17 protein-coding genes are annotated in these 23,387 nt (G+C 44.1%); 4 read left to right on the top strand and 13 right to left on the bottom strand.

Going from position 1 to position 23,387, the window contains the following annotated elements; translation table 11 throughout:
- The first annotated feature begins 373 nt into the window (after positions 1–373).
- The gene (locus JGK36_RS30245; RefSeq protein ID WP_293186605.1) at positions 374–1,072 is read left to right on the top strand and encodes a methyltransferase domain-containing protein; all 699 of its coding nucleotides are present in this window, start codon (positions 374–376) and stop codon (positions 1,070–1,072) included.
- A 154-nt stretch (positions 1,073–1,226) separates the two neighbouring features.
- Here JGK36_RS30245 and JGK36_RS30240 read toward each other — a convergent pair whose 3' ends face one another.
- The 7 genes from JGK36_RS30240 to JGK36_RS30210 all read right to left on the bottom strand — a co-directional run bounded on the left by JGK36_RS30240 (position 1,227) and on the right by JGK36_RS30210 (position 16,731).
- Positions 1,227–1,925 carry a class I SAM-dependent methyltransferase gene (locus JGK36_RS30240; RefSeq protein WP_293193221.1) on the bottom strand — a complete coding sequence of 233 codons (699 nt, stop codon included), beginning with the start codon at positions 1,923–1,925 and terminating at the stop codon, positions 1,227–1,229.
- Positions 1,926–2,011: 86 nt separating this feature from the next.
- Positions 2,012–4,252 (bottom strand): tetratricopeptide repeat protein, encoded by a 2,241-nt coding sequence (locus JGK36_RS30235; protein ID WP_293198956.1) that lies wholly within the window; start codon positions 4,250–4,252, stop codon positions 2,012–2,014.
- A 592-nt stretch (positions 4,253–4,844) separates the two neighbouring features.
- On the bottom strand, positions 4,845–6,845 hold the full coding sequence (locus JGK36_RS30230) for a tetratricopeptide repeat protein (RefSeq protein WP_293186610.1): 2,001 nt from the start codon (positions 6,843–6,845) through the stop codon (positions 4,845–4,847).
- Between the two features lie 85 nt (positions 6,846–6,930).
- On the bottom strand, positions 6,931–12,528 hold the full coding sequence (locus tag JGK36_RS30225) for a tetratricopeptide repeat protein (protein WP_293198954.1): 5,598 nt from the start codon (positions 12,526–12,528) through the stop codon (positions 6,931–6,933).
- Between the two features lie 1,010 nt (positions 12,529–13,538).
- Positions 13,539–14,561 (bottom strand): calcium-binding protein, encoded by a 1,023-nt coding sequence (locus JGK36_RS30220; protein WP_293186613.1) that lies wholly within the window; start codon positions 14,559–14,561, stop codon positions 13,539–13,541.
- Positions 14,562–14,763: 202 nt separating this feature from the next.
- Positions 14,764–15,552: an SDR family oxidoreductase gene (locus JGK36_RS30215; protein ID WP_293186615.1), complete on the bottom strand. Its 789-nt coding sequence runs from the start codon at positions 15,550–15,552 to the stop codon at positions 14,764–14,766.
- Between the two features lie 240 nt (positions 15,553–15,792).
- Positions 15,793–16,731 (bottom strand): nuclear transport factor 2 family protein, encoded by a 939-nt coding sequence (locus tag JGK36_RS30210; RefSeq protein ID WP_293186617.1) that lies wholly within the window; start codon positions 16,729–16,731, stop codon positions 15,793–15,795.
- 213 nt (positions 16,732–16,944) lie between these two features.
- Here JGK36_RS30210 and murG point away from each other — a divergent pair, with 213 nt between their 5' ends.
- Complete coding sequence (murG, locus tag JGK36_RS30205; RefSeq protein WP_293198952.1) at positions 16,945–18,009, top strand: undecaprenyldiphospho-muramoylpentapeptide beta-N-acetylglucosaminyltransferase; 1,065 nt, start codon at positions 16,945–16,947, stop codon at positions 18,007–18,009.
- A 38-nt stretch (positions 18,010–18,047) separates the two neighbouring features.
- Here the strand turns inward: murG and JGK36_RS30200 are convergent, their stop codons facing one another.
- The 6 genes from JGK36_RS30200 to JGK36_RS30175 form a co-directional block, all read right to left on the bottom strand.
- Positions 18,048–18,347 (bottom strand): hypothetical protein, encoded by a 300-nt coding sequence (locus JGK36_RS30200; RefSeq protein WP_293198950.1) that lies wholly within the window; start codon positions 18,345–18,347, stop codon positions 18,048–18,050.
- Positions 18,348–18,444: 97 nt separating this feature from the next.
- Positions 18,445–18,894 carry a Panacea domain-containing protein gene (locus tag JGK36_RS30195; RefSeq protein WP_293186623.1) on the bottom strand — a complete coding sequence of 150 codons (450 nt, stop codon included), beginning with the start codon at positions 18,892–18,894 and terminating at the stop codon, positions 18,445–18,447.
- A 149-nt stretch (positions 18,895–19,043) separates the two neighbouring features.
- A complete protein-coding gene (gene ureG / locus JGK36_RS30190; protein WP_293186625.1) occupies positions 19,044–19,640 on the bottom strand; it encodes an urease accessory protein UreG in 597 nt (198 codons plus the stop codon).
- A 252-nt stretch (positions 19,641–19,892) separates the two neighbouring features.
- A complete protein-coding gene (locus JGK36_RS30185) occupies positions 19,893–20,582 on the bottom strand; it encodes an urease accessory protein UreF (RefSeq protein ID WP_293198948.1) in 690 nt (229 codons plus the stop codon).
- A 185-nt stretch (positions 20,583–20,767) separates the two neighbouring features.
- Positions 20,768–21,205 (bottom strand): urease accessory protein UreE, encoded by a 438-nt coding sequence (gene ureE, locus JGK36_RS30180; protein ID WP_293193224.1) that lies wholly within the window; start codon positions 21,203–21,205, stop codon positions 20,768–20,770.
- Positions 21,206–21,461: 256 nt separating this feature from the next.
- Entirely contained in the window at positions 21,462–21,953 is a 492-nt protein-coding gene (locus JGK36_RS30175; RefSeq protein WP_293186630.1) for a DUF4168 domain-containing protein, read from the bottom strand.
- Positions 21,954–22,051: 98 nt separating this feature from the next.
- Here JGK36_RS30175 and JGK36_RS30170 point away from each other — a divergent pair, with 98 nt between their 5' ends.
- A complete protein-coding gene (locus JGK36_RS30170; protein ID WP_293186631.1) occupies positions 22,052–22,246 on the top strand; it encodes a hypothetical protein in 195 nt (64 codons plus the stop codon).
- 410 nt (positions 22,247–22,656) lie between these two features.
- Positions 22,657–22,944 carry a hypothetical protein gene (locus JGK36_RS30165; protein WP_293198946.1) on the top strand — a complete coding sequence of 96 codons (288 nt, stop codon included), beginning with the start codon at positions 22,657–22,659 and terminating at the stop codon, positions 22,942–22,944.
- The last annotated feature ends 443 nt before the right edge of the window (positions 22,945–23,387 follow it).

Below are 23,387 nucleotides of genomic sequence, written 5' to 3'. Positions count from 1 at the left end.
GGGGATATGTTCGTTAATAGTTATTTGTTCTGAAGTTTCCTATTTAATCCGGATTGAATCAGGGAAGGATGTAGATTGGAAGTTTGCGGTATATAAAAAAAGGCAAATTGCACTGCTACATCGGGTGCATCTCAATGCAAGCGAAGATATCCGTAGGGGCGAAGCATGACCGCAGTCAATATGAGATGATAACTAATAACTTATATGCGGTCATGCTTCGCCCTCTTCCAAAACCAGATGCACTGCCACATCTCGCATAACGCATCTATTCTCTTCGCAGAACCACATCTATTTTCCTGAAACCCTTACCAAAATCATGTATTAATTAATTATCTCTAGTTGCAATACATTTGATTTTGATTGGAAGAGAATTATGAGTGAGTTCGATATTACAAGTTTTGATTTTGCAGACTTTGGCTGTTCTAACGGTAGCTCAATTCAATTTGGAATCAACATACTCAAAGGGCGTAAGGGATTTGGCATCGATCTCGATCCGAAGAAGGTAGCATCAGCCAAAGCTGCTGGATATGATGCCATCAAAGGAGATTTTTGCAATCTCGATCTCCCTGATGGTTGCGTGGATTTTACAATTCTCAACCATACTTTGGAGCATTTACCTAAATTAGATTATGCCAAAGAAGCCATAAAAAATGCTATCCGAATTTCTAGAAAATTCGTTTTTATTAAAGGGCCTTTTTTTGATGCCGATGACTACTTAAAATCTTTAGGACTAAAATTTTATTGGTCTGACTGGACAGGTCATACTTTACATCTCCAAGCCCAACAGGTAAAGAACATTCTTGAAGAACTCAATGTTCCCAACTATGAAATTTATGGGAGAGTCTTGGTCAACTCTTCTCAAGATACAACTATTCACCCGTTATCGTCACTCAAAAACCAACAGCATTGGGAACAAGAAAAACATGAAGTAAAACCAATAGTGGAATTCAACCAACCAGTTTATCGAGAAGTTGTTGGCATTATTTGGTTGTCTAATAATGTAAGTGTATCCGATGTTCGCAATCTCCCATACAAACATTTGATTTATCAAAAAGGTCTCACTTTTTCTTGAGCGACTGAGCAAAGGTACGTAGTTGCGCTTCAGCGCTCTTTCCTGATATTAGCTAAGAGCGCTGAAGCGCAACTACGTACCTAATTTGTCAAATGCTGTAAACTATCAACAGTCAACAGTCAACCGTCAACTGTCAACTGTCAAAAGATATAATTCAGACTTTTGACAAAATCCACATTCCATGACAATTTCCATCAGCGCCAGGGATACTGTTACGAATATCTGTTTTAGCTAGCTGAGTTAAATGTGGCAATAAAGCCCGGATTTCTTCATCAGACAAGTGTTCAAGTTTTTGGCGCAGTTTAATACCAGCATCGTTCCAGTAACACCCACGTAAAATTGTAATATCTGGGAAAATTTCCTGGATGCTATCAGCATTGTAGCCGACGCGATAATGCTGGTGATTTTTCCAGACACTTTCTCTCATTTTTTTATTGAGGTTAGTTTCATGACTGGCAAATGGAACAAGTGCAAATACATACTTCCGTGATGCTGCACGCATATTAATCGCTGCTTTTTTGTCAGCCTCGATATGTTCTAGGACTTCAATCGAGGCTACTAGATCGTAGGATTCTGATGAGGGAGTCAAAGTATCGTAAGTGTCACATTTGACATTTTCAATCACCCATTCGGTGGCCATCCGCATCCCTAATCGCTGTTGAATATTGGCTTTAGTATCAATATCCGTGAGGTAAAACTCAATTGCAGGAAATTCTAGAGCGAGAGCTACCTCCGTTAATCCAGCTCCACAGCCAACGCTGAGAAAGGATTTGATTTCTGCCGTTTTTAAGGCTTCGATTAATCCTTCACGCATCTGAAGATAGCGTAGGTAAGCCCATCGCTTTCTGGTCATTAGTTGGAGCTGAACTTTATTGAGATATCGTCTTTGAAGAACAGGGTCTAACATAATACTTACTTGAAACTCCTAAAAATATCTATCTATGAAGCAAGTTGAAGTAGCTCATTGCAGAAAAGATTGTAAATGCTAAAAGCAGCACGTTTTGGTGAATATCTAGCCGCTGTTTCAATAGCATTTAACTTGAGTTGCAATAAGACATTGCGATCGGCTTGAATGAGCTTACCAATTCCCTTGACACAATCCTCAATCGATGTGGTGTCAACGACTACGGAGTTAAAGTCAGCGATCGCAAATTCATCTGTTCCTCCTTTATCGGGGACAACTGGAATGCAGCCAGAAGCCATTGCTTCTATAGCTGTACGGCCAAAAGCCTGGAAATCAGAAAGATCTAGAAATATATCTGAGTTTCGCAGCAGGGCCGCGACTTCGGAGCGACTCAGATGAGGAAAAATCGTAGTATTTTCTGGAATCGGTATCCCAGCAGATTCAATCAGACTCCGGTCAGAGCCAAAGATAGTAAAATGTACTTGATTTGGAAACAAATCTGATAAAATTTTAGCGACAGCTAATGTACGACGGGGAGCGCGTCTGGCCGTGGTGAATCTTACCATCATAGAAATCTCTATACGAGAGTTTTCACTCTTCAGATCGGGGGAGTAAACTTGATGGTCGATGCTGGCTTCTACTTTGTGGACTTTAACAGCATGATTGCGATTAACAATCTCGCACAACCACTGAGTTTTAGCAAACTGGATAGCATGGGGAATCAGTCCATAGGATTGTCGCGCTTCTTCCCATTCTGGAGTATCTATGTAAGAAAATAATGGTTCGTAATCTTGTATGTAGTAAGCTGGCAATATCTGGGGATTTTCTCTAACTAACGCTTCCAGGATTTTTACTGAACTGTAAGTAGTAGCACAGACTACAGAGAAATCTTGAGCTAATTTTTTGAACTCAGTTAAAGTTTGATAAGAAGCTGCAATTTCACCAATTTCGGGAATTTCTTTGTAACCATTTAAAAAGTCAGTAAAGTTAGACTGATTGACGGCTATTTTGATAGGAATCCCAGAGCGATAAAGTGCTAAGGATTCTTGCACTACTGAATGAGCGCCTCCTCCACCGCCTTTGACGGGGAGAATAAACAAAATTTTGGGAAATTCATGATTGACATTTAACTTGACAGCAGATCGCTCGTAGGAAACTGTTTTGTCTTGTGGATCGGGCTGACCGTTTTGGGCTAAGGCTTGCCTTAATTTGTAATAGGCTGGCGAAAAGTTTGGGTCAAGCTCGAATGCTTGACTGTAACAGCTAATTGCCTCTTCCCACTGCTGTCTTTGGCTGAGAAGTTCTCCTAAATTGTAGTAAAATTTGGCCGAAGAATCGGGTTTCAGTTCAATAGCTTTACGGTAACTGGCGATCGCCTCATCTATCTGTCCAAGTTGTTGCAAAGCTTCGCCCAAACGATAGCAAGCAGTGGGGAGGTTGGGTTTGAGTTCGATCGCCTGACGGTAAGAGGCGATCGCTTCAGACCACTGCTTCATTTGACCTAGAGCATTTCCTAGGTTGTGGTAAGCTTTAGAAAACTTCGGTTGCAGCTCTATAGCTTTACGGTAACAAGGGATAGCCTCGGAATGTCTCCCTTGTTGCTGCAAAAGCTCTCCTAAGCTGAATTGCAACTCAGGAATATTTGGGTTAAGTTCGATCGCCTGACGGTAAGAGGCGATCGCTTCAGACCATTGCTTCAGTTGGCCCAGAGCATTTCCTAAGTTATGGTAAGCTTTAAAAAACTTCGGTTGCAGCTCAATAGCTTGACGGTAACAGGCGATCGCTTCCTGATATTTCCCTTGTTGCCGCCAAAATTCCCCTAAACTGTGGTGAAAGTCAGGGTTATTTGGGTTGAGTTCAATAGCTTGATGGTAAGCAGCAATCGCTTCTTCCATTTCTCCAAGTTGTTGCAAAGCTTCCCCTAAACGGTAGTAAGCAGTGGGGAGGTTGGGTTTGAGTTCGATCGCCTGACGGTAAGAGGCGATTGCTTCAGCCCATTGCTTCATTTGGCTCAGGGCATTTCCTAGGTTGTGGTAAGCTTTAGAAAACTTCGGTTGTAGCTCAATTGCCTGACGGTAGCTGGCGATCGCTTCAGAATGTCGCCCCAGCCGTTGCAAAACCTCTCCTAAACTGCGGTGAAACTCAGAGTTATTTGGGTTGGCTTGAATCGCTTGAGCGTAGATAGCGATCGCTTCTTCTAATTTCCCTTCCCGTTCAAGTTTTTGGCCAGTTTGGAAATGATTTTCTGCTTTTTCTAGATCGACTTTTTCTGACATATAAACCCTATTTTCAGTTGATAGTTGATAGTTGATAGTTGACAGTTGACAGTTGACAGTTGTTATGTGTTATTTTTTAATATTTCCCAATAATCAGTAACTAATGACTAATGACTGCTGACTAATGACAGGTGCATCTGGTTTTTGAAGAGGGCGAAGCATGACCGCATATAAATTATTAGTTATAACCTCCTATTTTCTGCGGTCATGCTTCGCCCCTACGGATATATTCGCTTGCATTGAGATGCACCCCTAATGACTGCTAACTAATGACTAATATCATTTCCGGCTGCATCGGAATAGAGAGCATCCCGTTTTTGTAGGGGCGAAGCATTCGCGCTAAAAATCTCTCATATAGTCGATAGGATACAGGCGCGAATGCTTCGCCCTTGCGGATATGTTTGCACAATCGGGATGCTCCCTCGGAATAATATATTTGGATGATAAGCTATCGCACATTTAAATTGTATATTCAGGGCGGGCGGGACACCCCACAAGAGTCTGATTTTTTTTGATATCCAATTTAAATGCAGAACAGTTTATCAGTGCGATCTATGCCGCGATCTATGCCGCGAGCGAGACGCTCGCACTCTCATAATACCGATGCTGCCGGATTTGATATGATATGTTCGCGGAGCTTGAGGCGTAAACGATCGAGAGTTTGATTGTTCTTGATTTCCTCAGTCAAAGCTTTGACATTAATATCGGGATGCTTCTGTTTAAACGCTGTAGAACCTTGTTTAGAAAGCTCTTGACGGCGTTCGTGTCCAAAACTTTTAGACTTAGAGTGATAGACATAGGCATTGTCAGCGATCGCTAGTTTAAACCCAGCTTTCTTAGCTCGAATTGAAAAATCATTCTCTTCCCCATACCCGTAGGGAAAACTCTCTTCATCCAGCCACCCAATTGCCTCAAGCACTGCTCTCTTAATCATGTAGCAGAAGCCATTAACAAAATTCACATTAGGAAATGCCTTTTCCGAAACATTTTCTACTAATTCACTAAAAGTCTCCAGTGAAAATCCATCAGGAACGCTGTTAATCATCCAGCCCCCCTTATTGTCAAATATTTCAGGAATCGATTGCCAAGATGCACAATTTGACAGAGGCCCGACTATGCCAATATCTTTTCGTGAATTAGCACAGTCAACTAATTTTTCTATCCAGCCAGGAGTGACAATTGTGTCGCTATTCAACAAAATTATATAGTCACCCGTACTGGCCCGCATACCGATATTAGCTGCTTTGGTATAACCGCGAGCCGTCTCATTTCTCAAAACAATTGCTTGCGAAACATCTTTAACCCACGCCTGAATAAAATCTCTAGTTTCTGGTTGAGAGCCATCATCTACAATGAGCAAGCGATAGTCAACCTTGGTGTGTCGGACAATAGAGGTTAAACACTCTTTCACATCCTCTAAAGCATTATGAACGCAGACAACAATATCAACTTGATATCGTATAGATTTTGAGATCGGCGAGAATTGAACTGGTAACAGCATTTTTGAGGAGTTGACATAATTTGCCCTCTGCTTGCTATAAAAGTCGATCGTCTCGGCTTGCGACTCTATTGCCGCATCCTCAAATCCATCCTTGATATTTATCAAGGCTTTGGATAACTGCAAAGAAAGTTCAAAGTCACCAGGCTTGAACTGTAGCCCCATCTGATAAAATACGATCGCTCCATCTCTATTGTCCTGTCTTGCGAGAGCATTACCCAAACCTAAATAGAGTTTCGGGTCTTTTGGATTAACTTCCAAAGCCTTGTGATAGACTTTGATATTATCTGGATTTTCCTCAATAGCTTGACTGTAACAACTAATAGCTTCTTTGGCTGACAGCGGACTGTGATTTTTCAGCGCATCTGCTAACTTTTCTTGCACGCAAGGCAGATCCGATTTTAAATTAATTGCACACCGATAAGTGGCGATCGCCTCTTCCCACCTCTCCAACTGCACTAAAGCATCCGCCAAGTTATAGTGAGACCAATGGAAGCCTGGATTTAGCCCGATCGCACTTTTATACGCTTGGGCTGCCTCTTCCCACATCTCCTGCTTAATCAGCACATCCCCTAAATTATTGTGCGACCAAGAAAAATCGGGGTTAAAGGCGATCGCCCGACGATACGCAGCAACAGCCTCATCTAATCTTCCTTGTACTTGCAAAACATCCCCCAAATTGTGGTGGACTTCCCACAGAGAAGGCTGAATTTCGATAGCTTTTTGATAAATTATGACAGCTTCATCTAACTCGCTCTTTTTAACAAGAGCATCTCCCAAACTCTGGTAAATTTCCGCTGAATCAGATGTCAAATCTAAGGCTTGACGGTAGGACGAAATAGCCTTATCCCACTCTCCTTTTTTGGCAAAAACTTTTCCTAAACTGTAGTGAGGTTTAGCATGGCTAAAGCTAGCATTGACTATGCTATAGGAATCGCGCACTTTCTTCCTATCTTGTTCGTCACCTTCTAAGTAGATTCTTTTTAAAACCAAAGATTGCGGATTCAACAAATTGTCAATTGGTTGGCGCGCGAGGAATGAATCGGAATTGTTATTAAGAGGAAATTCTATGATATTATTGGTTTCGCTGTTCATATCCTATACCTGCTAAAAATTGATACAGTCAAATCCTTGTGATTTATTATTCTGTTTCCTGAATCAGTATCCGGAAAATAGATAACTAATTATTTGCCAGTTCTATCGCGCGGTTGTAAGCGTGAATCGCTCCATCAATTTCGCCTTTTTCTTGCAAAGCATCACCTAATTTTTGGTGAAGTTCCCAGATATCAGGTTTCAATTCAATGGTTTTTTCATAACACCCGATCGCCTCATCCAACTGACCGCGACTATCTAAAACTTCCCCCAAACTTTGATATGCTTGAGCAAAGTGGGGATTTAATTCGATCGCCGTCCGATAACAGGCGATCGCGTCTTCCCGCCGATCGAGACTAGCCCAAACTTTCCCCAAACTGTAATGAGACCCCTCATAATATGGGTTCAGTTCGATCGCTTGCTGGTAAACTGCGATCGCATCTTCCCACTCACCCCGAACGCTCAAAACTTCCCCTAAATTGTGATAAGCATCCGCATAACTCGGCTGCAACTGAATTGCCCGCCGGTAACAGGAAATTGCCTTCTCCAACTGACCGAACTGTAGCAAAGTATTGCCCAGAGTAAAGTGTTCCTCAGCAGTTGCCCACTTGATATCTAAAGTGAGAGCTTCATACCAGTATTCTGCCCCTACTTGGGGAAAGCCAGACTGCACAAAAACTTGAGCTAAATTCCGGTAAGCCACTACGAGATCTGGTTTAATTTCAATTGCTTTTTTATAACAAACAATTGACTTTTGCCACAGTTTTTGACGAGCGTAGATGCTGCCTAAATTTGCATGAATTTCAGCAAAATTGGGTTCAATTTCCAAGGCTTCAGTGTACCAATACCTAGCAGCATCAACTTTTCCCATTGCTTGAGTAGCATTCCCCGCAATCTTGTAAGCAATTGCCGCCTCAGGTGTGATTTCAATGGCTCGCTTGCACTCAGTTATCGCCTCATCAAATTTACCCTGGGCGTAATAAGATTCTGCCTGTTTGATGTATGCTTCTGCACTGAGAGAATTGGCAACTGCCACAGGTTTGTCTGAGTCGATCGCCTTTGCAGACAATCTGAGAGTTTCCGCAGACTTTGCAGGATTATTTATCTGTACCGAAGAAACAATGGTATCCCCAGTTTCCGCCGCAGTTTGGCGACTGTTTTGATAGGCGCTTACCCCTGTCGTGGCGGGAACAGAATCCACTGCTTTACTAGATAGTGAATAGTTGCCGTTAAGTGCCACCGCTTTTTGCAAGCAGACAGCAGCTTCATCCAACCTGCCTTCTTTTGTCAGCGCTTTTGCCAGATTTTGGTAAACACCATTCAAGTTCGGATTTAACTCGATCGCGCGCTGGTAACAGGCGATCGCCTGAGAGATTTTGCCTTGCCGAAACAAAATATTTCCCAGTTTAAAGTGGTGATTGGGCGATACCTTTTCCGGTTCCAGAGAAAACGCTTCGTACCAGCACTCATTCGCCTCTTCCAGCTTGCCATCCTGCGTCCACACCCTAGCCAAATTCCGGTAAGCTGCTGCTAAATTCGGCTGGAGGGCGATCGCCTTTTGGTAACAAGCAATTGCCTGCTGTCGCTGTTGTTTCATGGCATACAAACTGCCGAGATTTACGTGGGCTTGCACGTCGCTAGAATTAATTTTGACAACTGTTTGATAGCACTCGATCGCCCCTACTAAATTCCCCCGCCCTTGCAAAATACTGCCCCACAGTTTGTAAGCAGCCACCGCATCGGGTTGAATCTCAATGGCTTGCTTGCACTCAGCAATAGCCAGATCGAATTGTTTTTGAGCGCAATAGGATTCTGCCCGCTGAATGCAGTTATCAGCCGTATCCTGTTTCCGAAAATCTGTCGCAAAACCGCTGTCAACAACAGTCACCTGGGGCGAAACATCAGCCGAGTTGGGAACAGCGGGTGCAGAATTTGCCGAATTGGCGATCGTATTTAACAGTTCCGGTACAGCAGGAATTGTTTGCTGTTGCTGCAACTGTACGCGAGGCTTTTCAGCAGAACTTGTCGAATCTAGTTGCAATAAATTAGCTGGAATATTTGCCTGCAAAGTAGATGTTTGGAGATTCTGAGGTAACTCAGCTTTTGGGTTGGCACCCACCACTACTGTATTCAACAAATCCCCAGAAAGATTAGCCTGATTTTCACTATTTTTTCGATAGTTGGCAACTTCTTCCTGCAACTTTCTTTGAGCTTTGAGAGCATTGCCTAACTGTTGGTAAGCCTGGTTAAAATTGGGGTTTAGCTCGATCGCGTGGCAGTAACAGCGTATTGCCTGCGTTACCTGATTCTGCCTCAAAAAGTTATCGCCCAATTGGATGTGTTCTTCAGGCGTGGCTTTGGCAGGTTCCAGAGAATACGCTTTAAACCAGCACCCGTCAGCCTCCGATAGCTGCCCCATTTGCGCCCACACCCGAGCTAAATTGCGGTAAGTTGATGCTAAATTCGGCTGAAGGGCGATCGCCTTTTGGTAAAATGCGATCGCCGATTGCCACTGCTGTTCCTGAGCATAAATCGTCCCCAAATTAGTATAAGCTTCAGCAAAATCAGGATCGAGTTCAATAGCCTTAGCGTAACAGTTTTTCGCTTCCTCTACCTTGCCTTGAGCTTGCCTAGCATTCCCCCAAATTTTATAAACCCTCGCATCGGGTTTAACTTGGATAACTCGCTGGCAAGCTGTCGCAGCCTGCTCAAATTTCCTGAGAGCATAAAACGATTCTGCACCTTGAATGTAGACTTCAATATCGTCAGGATTGAAACCTAAAATTTCTGGGATGTCATTCTGATGGGTTGGCATATTTGTCATCGGTAGGGATGTTGACTTTTGGTGACAAGCTAAAGCCATTTCCCAATTTTTTTCTGCGCCATACAGAGCGGCAAGGTCAGTATAAACTTCCGCAAAATTGGGCTTAAATTCCAGAGCTTTTGTGTACCAATGCTTTGCCTTAGCTGAATTTCCTTGTGCCGCACTAATTTTGCCCAAAGTCTTGTAAGCTGGCGCAAAATTAGGTTGTTGTTTCAGGGCTTGCTCGCAAGCAGCTAGAGCATCAGCTAACTTGCCTTGTTTTAAATAAAACTCTGCCCGCTTTTGGAAATAATCGCCTGATTCTTGGTTCATGATTTTGATGGTTCTTTTAGGGTTTTCTCGCGATATTAAATTTAGTGGTTTTTTTGAGGGAATGACATTGACATTGCCCAGCATTATTTTGAGATCCTTCAAATTCACCAAAATATCTTCAGTTAATGGATTTTGATACATTAACTGTCGGATTGGATAGCACTCAAAGTTCTCTCCTGTTACGTAATAATGTTCGAGATTTAGCTGCTGACCGATCGCCCAATAGTAATGCCTGATATAATTCCCAGAGGTCAGCTCAATTACCTTTGTTCCGGGAGAACAGAAGATAATATTTGTTAAACCGCTGCCGTGCGGCGCGACAATTACTTTGGCACGAGCAAATAAAGTTATCTGTTCGTTCAAAGTCATAGATTCTAGTAGCACTGGAACAAAGCCAAATCCGCTTAAAAAATCGATGACTTGTTCTTCATTGATAACTCGTCGGTAGCTACATTTGTTGCGGCTGATATAAATGCGTTCTGGCTGAGTATTTTTGCTCTCCCCAGCGCAACTTTCTGGGAGTTTAGGAGATTGTTCTCCTGCAAAAACTCGCCTCAAAAACTCCAGCCCCTGGGGTGACAGCCAGCCCAAATATCCTGAAAAAGAGGGAACAATTAAATGTTTGGCTTGAATGTAAGGATGGCGATCGCTCTCAATAATCTTATATTCAGGAATTCCCAATGCTTTCAGGGTTTCTCGCTGAAAAGGCTGCTGGCAGCTATTCACCAAAAACCAATCTATCTCCTCCAGATTTACCCCCCAACGGTGCAGAATTTCGATGCGGGGCAAGATATCTACCATCCAGTGAAAATAGACATTTCCCGAAAGTCCGGCCAATACCGCCACCGTACCGTCTATCTTTTCTAAAGGCGGCAATTCTTCCGGTTTTAACTTCAAAAACCTGTGCTGAGTAGAATGTTGATTGTCGCATCCGGGTAACTCGCCCGGATATTCGCGGGAAAGTTCGGGTAACAGCCGATCTTGTTCATCTATAATCGCAATAGCATTGCAAATCATCCAAGAATTTTTCTGCGGTACAATCCAAGCCCGCCCGTTGGGGAGGGAAGTTACAAAGGTTTCCGGCGAATCAAACGCTGTTTTTGCCTGGCCGTCGCAAGAATATACGCCATCACCTAAATGCACGGGTTCAAACTGTTTGAAAATCCGCCTGAGACACCGCTGACAATCTAAACCATGACATTCGGATTTCTGCTGTTGGTTCCAGTTAACAATGGAGGGTAAGGAGCTCTCAAATTGGGAGTTTTCAATATCTCCCAAAATGGTAAGTCTGGGGTGTCCGAAGGATTGAGGTGCGACAGGGATTTTTGCAGGGGAATCATCTGGGCGATCGACATTTAGATCTCGATCCCCCCTAGCCCCCCTTCTTAAGGGGGGAACCGGAAGCGCTTTCAAAGTCCCCCTTTTTAAGGGGGATTTAGGGGGATCTAGACTGGGGGAAAGGCGAGTCAGTTGCTGCAACTTCTGCTGTTGTTTCAATACAGCCTGCAACGGCTCGCAAATATCAGATCGATCGCCCGCAATTGCCAGCACTAGACGGTAAATTACAATCGCTGCCGAAAATCGTTGCTGCTGACTCAAGCAATCAGCCAGTCGCAAGTAAATATCCGCATTCTGAGGTTGAATTTGTAAAGCTTTTTGGTAATATTGTTCCGCTTGTTCGTGCCCGCCGTACTCAGCCAAGGCATTTCCCAGATGAAAGTAAGTTTCTGCTAAATTGAGGAGCAATGATGACAAATTCAGCGGATTTTGAGCAAGACTAGAAATGGCAGAATTAGAGCCGTTTTTTTCTTGAAGTTGCCTGAGAAATCGGACACAGGCTATTTGAGAGCGATCGAGTTCATTGAGATCTGCTACCTCCGTCAACCGCATCTCTACGTGGTGGCAAAAACCCTCAACAAACTCGCTTTGGAGAGCGATCGCATTTTGAAAACATAGCATTGCCTCAGCTAATTTGCCTTGTGCGATCAGGGAAATAGCCCGATCGCCATACACCGCAACTCGATCGGGATTTTGGCTGATTACCCGATCGAAACATTCTCCGGCAAAAGTATGCAGCCCCAACTGTTGGAAGGCTTTTCCCAAATTGTAACGGGCAATAACTAACTCTGGCTGCAACTCGATCGCGCGGCGGTAAAGGGCGATCGCTTCCTGGGGTTTCCGCACTTCCAACAGCACAATACCTAAATTATGGTACAGAGCAGCATCATCGGGCGCAACAGCTATTCCCGTTTGAAAAACTGCCATTGCTTCATCAAATTTGCCTTCCTGCGCCAGAATGCAGCCCCAATTGCTGTATGCTTTGACAGCCCAGGGTAAAACTGCTCGATCGGAGCTTTGTTTCCAGCAGGATATCGCTTGCTGGTAACTGTCAATTGCTGCTGCTATTTTTCCTTGCTGTTGGAAAGCAGTGCCAGTCTTGTAAAGAGTTCTGACATCTAAATTGGTATTTTGTGCGATCGCTTCGGTGGCGATCGCAGTTAAATTACTGATTTTAAAATGTAAATTGTGGCCGCTAGTCATAACTGACATCACACTGATTAGGACTTACCAGAAAGAATTGGTTTAAAGCCGGAACCCCGATCGGGAGAAATTCAAATCAGACTATTCATTACTCCAATCCTCGGACTGACCGGAAGAGGCCGCTGTCAACTGTCAACTGTCAACTGTCAACTGTCAACTGAATGAAGCACGGATCGTCTTACTATGTTCTATTTGGGATTTTCGATGGGGGAGCGTTGATTGATATCGGTTTGGATACTCCCTAACCTACAGTTGTATGATTTTGAGACAATGGTATCTGAAACCAGGTATTTTCACTCAACTACTTCGTTGCCTACCTCGAATCAGTAAAGTATTCAGTTTTTTGGGCAGCAGTACGTAAGTTGTGACAGATCTGAGTAACAGTAACAAGGCTTGTTGTTAATCAGAATTTACGCTCTATTTTTCAGGCGATACACCGTACCTTCTCTATATATAATCCACATCAAAAAGATTGGCAAGAGTTAGTGCTATATATAATGAATTTTCTTGTTTGTTATCAGTTTAAAAAAAATCATAGCAAAAAATAAATACTTGCTTTCCCACAGGAGCGTCAGAGTTGAATCAAAAAAAATAGACTCTTGTTCTCCCACTAGATTTATATGTACAGGTAATTTAAAAATATAATAAAATCCCAACTCTCAATTCTCAAGTCTAATAAAATCTCAAATATCAAATCTAAGTAATTATCAGAAGCATCTGGTTTTTGAAGAGGGCGAAGCATGACCGCATATAAGTTATTAGTTATAATCCCATATTGACTACGGTCATGCTTCGCCCCTACAAACATATTTCCCAAAGTGAGATGCACCCAATCCCCCAATCTAAGATCTCAAATCTCAAATCTATAGCGGTTCTAAAAAAAGTGAGGTATCTTAATGCCCAATGCCCAATGCCCAATGCCCAATGCCCAATGCCCAATGCCCTATCCGCATGAGTATCTAATCTTTTTGATAAAAGTTATATGTCAATGGTAGATATACCCTACATAGGGTTGAAATTTAGATAATTTCAAAGTTGTTTGACCCAAGATTCAGGTTAGAACCGACTTGGGCAACAATCGAAACTTGTCCGTTTTGATTGCGGTAGTACAGCAAACCGTCAGCCGGGTTGTAGACGACATTAGCCGCGCCCGGAGTCCCAGGAGTGTTGGGATTGAAATTGGGGTCTGTAATAAATTGGTTGCCAACTAGATTGCCCGGTATCAAAGCATTAAATACAGCTCCATCGAGTTGAATTTTATCTTCTGTAGGATTGAAATCTGTCAGCGTATCCATATTATCGGCACCGACAAACTCGAAGCGGAATGTATCTGCTCCTGCACCACCTGTGAGGGTATCATTTCCTCTGTTGCCAGAAATAATATCGTTGCCGGCACCGCCTTCTACGATGTCATTGCCTTTGCCGCCAAACAAAATATCGTTTCCTTCGCCGCCCCTAACGGTGTCATTTCCTAAATTGCCATTTACAAAGTCATCTCCAGGGCCTCCCTCAACCACATCATCGCCTTTACCGCCGAACAAAGTATCATTTCCTTCACCACCGATAAGGTAGTCATTGCCCTCACCGCCGAAAAGGTTGTCGTTCCCGTCACCGCCGAAAATGTTGTCGTTGCCGAGGTCGCCAAACAGGAAGTCATCGCCACTGCCACCGTCTATCAAATCATCACCTTTACCTCCAAAAACAGTATCATTGCCTTCTCCACTGCGGATGGTATCGGCTCCTTGATTGCCAAAAAGAACGTCTTCGCCAGCACCGCCCTCGATTAAATCATCGCCTTTACCGGCGAAGACAGTATCATTGCCGTCGCCACCTCTTACGGTGTCATTGCCGTCTAGAGCAAATATGATGTCATTGCCACCTAGAGCTGCTACTTCATCGTTACCAGAACCTAGAATGATTTGATCCGAACCGCTACTACCGTTAATCCTGTTTGGTATATCGGGCGAGCCTTGAATAATTAAACCGCCAATAGCGTTAGGTTGAACGCTTAGGGGTTGAGTTGGATTTGTTATTTGGGACATTGCCAGTGATCTCGCATAGGGGGGATATCTATCGGGAGTCTTCATATCTCTTGTGAATTTTACTGGCTAAAATCCTGATGTCCGGAATGGTTGTATATGAAATCACTCAAAAAAATCCAATGATTTATTGGATTTTTTTCTCTTGAAAAATACAGATGAAACCGGGAACTATTTAACTATCCATACGTCTTTCATTAAAAACTCAAAACTCTTTTCTATGAACTAGAGTTGCACTAGCTTGGTCTGTCGGAACTAGCAAGACTTCGCTAATATTGACGTGGGGCGATCGCGTCGTGCAGAAATACACGACATCCGCTACATCCTCAGCAGTCAAGGGTGTCAGTCCTTGATAGACATTTTTTGCCTTGTCTGAATCGCCGTGAAACCGGACATTGCTAAATTCTGTTTCCACCAAACCAGGTTCTATTTCCGTCACCCGCACTGGTGTTCCCAAAAGGTCTTGTTTCAATCCTTCAGAAATAGCTCTCACCGCTGCTTTGGAAGCGCAATAAACATTACCTTTCGGGTAAGCTTGACGGCCTGCTATTGAGCCGATATTGACTACGTGGCCGCGGCCTCGGCTGACCATTCCAGGCACGATGTAGCGAGTCATGTACAGCAAGCCTTTCACATTGGTATCAATCATTTCTTCCCAATCTTGAAAGTTGCCTTCGTGCAGTTTGTCTAAACCGCGGCTCAATCCCGCATTGTTAATCAGAATATCGATGTTTTTCCAGGCGTCGGGCAGTGCAGCGATCGCCGATTCGACTTGCGGGCGATCGCGCACGTCCAATTCTAGCAAGTAAATCTCGTTCGCTGAGGAGACTAATTTTGTGTCTGCAAGTTCTTTGGCAAGGCGATCGAGCTTTTCCCGGCGGCGGGCTGCTAAAATTAGTTTGGCTCCACCTGTGGCGAATATCTTGCCACAGGCTGCTCCGATACCGCTACTGGCACCGGTAATGAAAACAATTTGATTTTGGATAGAAATCATTTTTTGTCAGTTGACAGTTGACAGTTGACAGTTGACAGTTGACTGTTAGCAGTTGTCAGTTGATAGTTGACAGTTGTCAGTTGTCAGTTGACAGTTGACAGTTGTCAGTTGTCAGTTGATAGTTGACTGTTAGCAGTTGTTATTGGTTATTTGCGATCGATAAGCTTCCAGGTTCTGATTCCAATGCCCGATGCCCGATGCCCGATGCCCGATGCCCAATTCCCCATAACACCTATTTTATTATTTAACAACCCGCAATCGCACGCTAACCATTGCAATTCCGCCTTGTCGCATCAAAACTGCTGAAATCCAGCGATTTTCAGGAGTAGCCGGAGCTTTACCTACTTTAAAAATCCCGCCGGAATTCAGCAAATCCAGATCGACTTCTGCGGACTTGAAAAAAGTTTTTTCGTTAACGGGCTCCTCCAAAATAGTTCCGATTAAAATGTCATTGCCGATCGGCTCTAGTACAATGGCATCAAAATTGTACTCTTCGCCCACCTTGACTTGCTCCGGCACATTTACTTGAAGTTTGGGAGGATTTTTACCAGAAGTAATCTGATTTTGTTCTGCTAAAATTTCTTGCTTAACTATTTTTTCACCCTCAAAGCGCTGCTGAGAACGGATGGTAGCTTTGAGGTTTAATTCTCTGCCATCCTGTTTCTGGGTGCCTGCAATTGTAGTTACGGTATCAGCGATAATTGCGTTACCTTCGGTTTTCCAAGACTTCAGTTCGGTGCGATAATTCAAATTCGGATATCGCTGCCAGAGTTGGGTGAGGGCTTTTTCCATGCTTTGGCTGTTTAAGCCGTCAGAATGAGTGAAATTCTGGCTGTAAAATGCCATGACTGCTTTGACATCGCGCCGGTTGGCGGCTGCGTCTATTTCTGTTAGCAGTTTGGTGAGTGGGGCTGGAGCATTGGCAGGGGTTTGGGCGATCGCCTGGGGAGTTGCCGCGATCGCGCTTACCGCACTCGGGTGCAATACGCCAGCACCTACAACTGCTAAACATAACAACATTTGAGCGATCGACTGGCCGCCGAAGCAGCCAAACACGATCGCGCGTTGGCGCAGCCCGCCCCTACGGGGGCTACGCCAACGAAGAGGATCGGCTTTTTCGTGCCGACTGCTGGCAAAATACTGAGATACACTTGGCACTAAATTCAAAAAATTACGCATTAGATGATACTTTGGTTATTTGTCAGGGGTCGCGGCGCGGGCAACGGTTCGCCTGCAACGAAAAACTGACAACGGAAGGAGAGATACGGCACAATCTCATTTTAGATTGCTGATTGAAAATTAGCTGAAACTGCCGGAATAATAAGCATAATAATCTAAAACCTCTAATCTAAAATCGATCGACCTGTGGAACTTGTAAAAGAAACAAATACCTTGACAAAAACCCCCCTGCGGTTGTTGGTTGCAGCTAGCGGCACGGGAGGACATCTATTTCCGGCGATCGCCACAGCTCGTCAGTTGAGCGACTGTCAGATCGAATGGCTGGGAGTGCCAGACCGCATGGAGACGCAATTAGTTCCCTCCCTTTACCCCCTCCATACGATCGCCGTTGAAGGCTTTCAGCAGCGATTTGGACTCGGTACACTGCGAATTTTGGGCGGACTCCTCGGCTCGATCCTTCAGGTACGGAAGTTGCTCAAAGCGGGAAATTTTCAGGGAGTATTTACTACCGGCGGTTACATCGCAGCACCGGCTATTTTGGCGGCTCGCTCTTTGGGTTTGCCGGTGATTCTCCACGAATCTAATGCAATTCCTGGGAAGGTGACGCGGTGGTTTAGTCCTTTTTGTACTGCTGTGGCGATCGGATTTGAAGCAGCGGCAAAGCATTTACCCCGCGCGAAAACGGTGGTTGCGGGTACGCCAGTGCGATCGCAATTCTTGACTCGCGAACCTCTAAAGTTACCAATTCCTGACAGCGTACCTGTAATTTTAGTAATGGGTGGCTCCCAAGGAGCTGTCGCCGTCAATAAATTAGTGCGCGAATGTGCTCCGGCTTGGTTTGAGGCGGGTGCGTGGGTAGTTCACCTCACCGGAAATAATGACCCGGATGCTGAAAGCTTGAAGCACGAACAGTATCTGTCGATGCCATTTTATGATAATGTAGCGGGTTTGTTACAGCGAGCAAATATAGCAATTAGTCGATCGGGCGCCAGTGCTCTAACAGAATTAGCAGTTACAGGAATGCCTTCTATTTTAATTCCTTTCCCCCACGCCGCAGACGATCACCAAAGATTTAACGCCGAAGTATTTGCCGCAGCAGGCGCCGCCGTGGTATTCCGTCAAAGCGAACTGACAGCAGAGGTATTGCAAAGCAAAGTCTTATATTTGTTAAAAGATTCCGAATATTTGGCAAAAATGTCTCAAGGTGCTCTTCAATTAGCGGTGACAGACAGTACGGAACGTTTGGCAAATTTAGTCAGAGAATTGTTGGTGCGGTAGCGAAAATAGGACACCGCCACTAATTTAACGAGTTCTTTTTAATGAGGGTAAAGCGTAAAATCCCTGTCTAACCAAATAACATAAAACACAGCCCCATCCCGATAACCAACCATCGGAGCCATCCCACAAAACCGAAAAGCAATAAAATTTACATCCTCCTTAAGATGGCTGGGAATAGGTGCTCTAATGGAACTTCGGGCTATCTTCTCGTAGCCCAATCCGTGACGGGGACAAGCATTAATCTCACTCCAGGTAAGCTGATTTAATTTGTAGAGCGTATCTGCAAAAGCAGCCTTTTCATCTTTTGTGCATTGAGAAAGAGAGTAATCTTTATTCATGTATCGCAAAGAAAATAGAGGTGACTCCTGCTCTGGCGGTAAATTAACAATTTCTCTAGATGAAATCCTTTTCCCTTTTTCTTGGCGTTGATTTGCCTTAAGATGCTTCTTCACAATTGAGTTGAGTCTTGAAGTATTTTTTCAGGGATTGATGAGTAATTTTTCCGCTATTTTGAGCAGCAAGTTTCCAGGGATATTCTTCGTGTGTCATGTTGCTTAACTTCCATGCAGCAAACTGCCCAAACACAGAGTAAACTTCATCAAGCAGGCTCTTAGTTTCTTCGTCGTAAATCGAAAAGTTTATATATTCTGGACATGGAATTGCACCAGTACCATACTTTTTATAGTGACGGTACAAATCAGGAACAACGGGCCCGTGAGTCCATGCTTCTATGGCTTCAGGAAATAGCGGTTCATCGTACAAAGCTAAATGAAAGCCTTGAGCATAGTAAACCAATTTCTGAAGCTTGAGATTAGATATCAGATCGCCAGCATCTTCACTTGCCTGAGCCAAAAAGTATTTGGCTGCATCATAACAACTCAGCATAACTTACTTGCTAGTCATTAAAGGGCTAAACTAGAACGAGATTTTTTTGACACTCCCGCGACTCAACCAGACTATATTTGTCTGGAGACGTTTTCACGGGGAATTGCGAGCCGTGGGAGTTTACTTACATTATACTATATTTTCTCAATCTATGCCATATTCAATTTAACAAAATTAACTACCGATTCTAAGCCTTCTTTTGTCTTCAGGTTAGTAAACACAAAAGGCTTCTCCCCGCGCATCTTTTTAGCATCCCGTTCCATCACGCCCAAATCTGCTCCCACAAAAGGCGCGAGATCTGTTTTATTAATTACCAATAAATCCGACTTAGTAATTCCCGGCCCGCCCTTGCGCGGAATTTTATCCCCCGCAGCCACATCAATCACGTAAATTGTCAAATCCACCAACTCCGGGCTAAAAGTTGCCGCCAAATTGTCGCCGCCGCTTTCGACAAACACTAAATCTAAATTAGTAAATTTGTATTCTAACTCTTCTATAGCTACCAAATTGATCGAAGCATCTTCGCGGATAGCAGTGTGGGGACAGCCTCCAGTTTCTACTCCCAAAATGCGATCGCTCTCCAAAGCTTGACTCCGAACCAAAAACTGTGCATCCTCCTGAGTATAGATATCATTAGTCACCACAGCAATCTGGTACTGTTGGCGCAGCGTCTTACACAAAGCATCCAGTAAAGCAGTTTTTCCCGAACCAACCGGGCCAGCAATTCCTACACGAAAAGCACTCATAGCGATTTTAGATTTTAGATTTTAGCAATCTTGGACGGCTTTTTAGGTACGTTGTTGCGCTTAAGCGCTCTTTCATCAGATATAAGAGAAGAGCGCTGAAGCGCAACTACGTACCTTGGATGAAAGCACTCTTTCATCAGATATAAGAGAAGAGCGCTGAAGCGCAACTACGTACCTTGGATGAAAGCGCTCTTTCATCAGATATAAGAGAAGAGCGCTGAAGCGCAACTACATACCTTGTAATTTGAAATTTCAACTGCGAAACAAGCGAGTGTACTGAGTTTCATGCGCCATGCTAGCCAGTCCCAATCCCCAACTGCAACTACCGAGGTCATCATCTTCTAATTGTAAAACTTCTCGCGCCGTTAAACTAATTTGACACTGCAAATCTAATAGTAACTGTTGGCCCGCAGTTTGACCGAGAGGAATCAGTTTCACGCCCGCACTCGCCAAATTTGCAGCCCAACTGTACAAATATCCTACCACGGCTGCTTCCTCTTCAATCTGCCAGCAAGCCGCCGCAATCCCAAAGCCGATCGCAAAATTGCACTGATTGCCACCAACTTCCACCAAATCTTTTACAATAGTTGTCAAAGCAGAAGGTACGGGCAATCGCAAATCCAGCAACAACCGCGTCAAAGTCCGCCCCATCTGCCAACTTTGCAAGCGCAACTCTTCAGTTTCCTTAGCAGCAGTCGCCCAAGCATTCCAATAACTCAAAGCCCTCAAATCCCCAATCTTCGCCGCCCTCAAAGCCCGTACCGCCACAGCCGCTTCTACTCGCACCGCCCCAAATTCCAGCGAATTTTCCAACCAATTCCTCAAACTGCTCTCGCTGTCGATCGCACCAGCTTCTACCAGACTCTCGATTCCCTCAGAATAACTATAAGCTCCCACAGGTGCAAAAGCTAACTGCAACAAACATAAAAGTTGATTGTTCACTGTTATATTTGTTATTTGTTATTTGTTATTTGTTATTTGTTATTTGTTATTTGTTATTTGTTATTTGTTATTTGTTATTTGTTATTTGTTATTTGTTATTTGTTGCTTGAAATGCCCCATGCCCCATGCCCCATGCCCCATGCCCCATGCCCCATTCCCCATTCCCCATTCCCCATTCCCCATTCCTAATGACTGTGCGCGTAAGCGCCGATTTCCGGCTGAAACGGCACAATTTCCTCTATTACTTCCAAACCCATTTTTTCCAGCATTCCCTGCAAAACAGAATCACGAGAAAGCCTTAAATAATTATCAGCAACTTCTAAAGCTACGTGGCGGTTTCCCAAATGATAAGCCGCCCGCATCAGCAGCAGCCCTGTCGAGGCCCTTGTGGTAAGTACCGGTTCGGGTTTTGCACTTACCAGTACCAAACAGCTACCGTCTTCGGACTGCAATAAATCTCGATCGCGCAACACCGTACCTCTAGGCAAAGCCAAGTGTAGCACTTCTCCAGCCTCCGTCTCGAATCGGTGGCGGCTGCGAGTGCGATCGTCCGCTGTCATCGGCAAACTAAAGCTGACAACAGCATCGGGATTTGCAGGTAAACGTTTTGTGAAAGTTAGCATTTCTCTATTCTATTCCTCAAAGGAATTGACTTCACATCTAGTTTTTGAGGAATATCTTTTTTATTTCCAATTGCGATCGCAAGTAGTCGCCCAAAATATCTCTTTCTAAACCGCTCCCATTCTTGCATACCAAATATTGGTTATTTTGTCAAGCACTTCTTTACAGACGATCGCCATTTTCTCAAAAATGATTGCATACCGTGCAGTAACTCAAACTATAGAACGGGAGAGGAAGAAAGACTAAAACCATCTATATTTATTGATTTCCCGCTTGTTGCAACCGCAGCAATTCGGCTTGAATTCGTTGTTTGACAGCCGGATCGCGTTGCTGGAGCAAAGTGAGCTGATTGAAGCGACTAACTGTCAAGCCATTGGTTTCGATAATTTTTTTAGCTTGTTGGCAATAATTCACTGCCACGCCGCGCATACCTCCAGATAGGCTGTTAATTCCCTGAGTTTCGTTGCAGACTATTCTGGGAACCGAGCCACCAGCCATTCCTTTAATTTCCTTCATAGCTTCCTCCCGTCTGGGTTCGATTCCCAAGACAGAGCGAGCGTAGCTAGTAATTTCGGCGTTGCTAATTTCTTGAGCTTGGGCCGCCGCTCCGAAAACAAGGCTTGGAGATTTTGCGTACAAGTCAGGGGCCCATCCGCTAGCCAAAGCTGCTGCGGAAATGATGCCTGCGAACAGCGATTGCCGCAGCATCCGGTTTAGGCGAAATTTAGAGGTGTTGAGTGAGGTGTTCATGGTCGTCGGTTATTGCTTGCGTGGAGATAAAAATGACACAGCGCACTGAGGCTCAATCTATGAGAATAATGTGGTGGCCAAAAAGTTCCTGTCCTTGAGTGACAATTTTTAATTCCAGCACTCTAGATTTGTTGGTTGCTAGGGCGATTCACGATCGGGATAGCTACGCTTCACGACTTTTTAGCAATTTCCATCCTTTGACCGATTGTAACATCTTTAATAAGTTAACCGATCGCCAAATTCACAGGGTATTTTTCATTACAGAGCGTTCCCCAATTGCCTCTACCAAATAATACTCACCGCTCAAATCTTAAATAATTCTAAAAGTCCTTGACAAACTCCTCACATTAATCAGTCAAATTCAGGTGCGATCGGCTTTCATTCAGTTGACAGTTGACAGTTGACCTGTGACAGCGACCTCTACCTCGAAGGAAGAGGATTGGAGTAATGAATAGTCTGATTTTAATTCCTCCCTACAAGGGTTCCGGCTTTAAACCAATTCTTTCTGGTAAGTCAGACAATTTGAGATTTGAGATTTGAGATTTGAGATTCGGGAATGACTGATCGGGGTTTGGCTCACTGGCCTACAATTGCATTCTTTTGAGGGTGTTAAATTTAGGATCGATCGCACTCATCAATTCTTTCAAGCATAGGACTAACGCCAAGGGACTAAAGAAACCAGTTTTTTCGCTATCTTAAGGATTTGAACCAAATATTTGGGCTGAAAACCCGGTTTCTGGCAAGGGCGAATGCGATCGCCAACTCAATGATTTATGTAATGTTAAGCAGAGGCGGATTTGTCGATCGAGAAAATCCCCTCTTGGGAGAGGCGCACTCAGTGAACCGGAACCCGAACCAACGTCGATTTTACCGAAAAGCGAGCGGAAAGCCCCCGACTTTAGGCGTGGGGATGAACGCGGTGGTGACTTTAGCCACCTTGAAGAAGTTGGTCGCTAAAAAGTTTTATCTAAAATATTTTATGATAAAGTAGAATCATGATAATTCGAGAAGCCAAGCTACTGAAAGGCACCAAGAAGTATGTCAATCTACAGATTAATCTGGGAGCTTAAACAGGAGCGTTGACCGAAAAGCCGGTCGTTAGGTCTAAAATTTTGGGTTCGATCCTCAGAAGTGTCGTTCGCAACTATCCGTTTTTGCGCGGACTAAATGATCCCGAATTTCAAATCTCAAACTTGTTCTGAGCGAAGCCGAAGAATCTCAAGTCTAAAATAGTATTAGCCCCCAGAGCAGTGGAGTTGTGCTTGCCTATCTGGGGGCCATACCGATGTGCGCGGTGCTACTATTTACTGCTACACAAAACTTAGCTAAACTTTTTCAAGTCTCACTATTCAATCAAGATTGCTCTTGAAGGGTCTGCTTCCTGCTTCACCCAAGGGAGTCGGCTCGCAACTTGTCCACAGGCGTAAATTCGGA

This window comes from Microcoleus sp. PH2017_35_SFW_U_B, assembly GCF_020737865.1.
Lineage (GTDB): Bacteria > Cyanobacteriota > Cyanobacteriia > Cyanobacteriales > Microcoleaceae > Microcoleus.
The sequence above is the reverse complement of the archived record's forward strand: the minus strand, read 5'-3'. Positions and strand labels throughout refer to the sequence as shown.

Excerpts from the sequence above, each read along its gene's own strand:
- JGK36_RS30215 (WP_293186615.1), bottom strand. The coding sequence starts at position 15,552 with ATGATTTCTATCCAAAATCAAATTGTTTTCATTACCGGTGCCAGTAGC.
- JGK36_RS30230 (WP_293186610.1), bottom strand. The coding sequence starts at position 6,845 with ATGAACAGCGAAACCAATAATATCATAGAATTTCCTCTTAATAACAAT.
- ureG (WP_293186625.1), bottom strand. The coding sequence starts at position 19,640 with ATGAGTGCTTTTCGTGTAGGAATTGCTGGCCCGGTTGGTTCGGGAAAA.
- ureE (WP_293193224.1), bottom strand. The coding sequence starts at position 21,205 with ATGCTAACTTTCACAAAACGTTTACCTGCAAATCCCGATGCTGTTGTC.
- JGK36_RS30210 (WP_293186617.1), bottom strand. The coding sequence starts at position 16,731 with ATGCGTAATTTTTTGAATTTAGTGCCAAGTGTATCTCAGTATTTTGCC.
- JGK36_RS30225 (WP_293198954.1), bottom strand. The coding sequence starts at position 12,528 with ATGTCAGTTATGACTAGCGGCCACAATTTACATTTTAAAATCAGTAAT.
- JGK36_RS30175 (WP_293186630.1), bottom strand. The coding sequence starts at position 21,953 with ATGAACACCTCACTCAACACCTCTAAATTTCGCCTAAACCGGATGCTG.
- JGK36_RS30195 (WP_293186623.1), bottom strand. The coding sequence starts at position 18,894 with ATGCTGAGTTGTTATGATGCAGCCAAATACTTTTTGGCTCAGGCAAGT.
- JGK36_RS30235 (WP_293198956.1), bottom strand. The coding sequence starts at position 4,252 with ATGTCAGAAAAAGTCGATCTAGAAAAAGCAGAAAATCATTTCCAAACT.
- JGK36_RS30245 (WP_293186605.1), top strand. The coding sequence starts at position 374 with ATGAGTGAGTTCGATATTACAAGTTTTGATTTTGCAGACTTTGGCTGT.
- JGK36_RS30220 (WP_293186613.1), bottom strand. The coding sequence starts at position 14,561 with ATGTCCCAAATAACAAATCCAACTCAACCCCTAAGCGTTCAACCTAAC.
- JGK36_RS30240 (WP_293193221.1), bottom strand. The coding sequence starts at position 1,925 with ATGACCAGAAAGCGATGGGCTTACCTACGCTATCTTCAGATGCGTGAA.
- JGK36_RS30200 (WP_293198950.1), bottom strand. The coding sequence starts at position 18,347 with ATGAATAAAGATTACTCTCTTTCTCAATGCACAAAAGATGAAAAGGCT.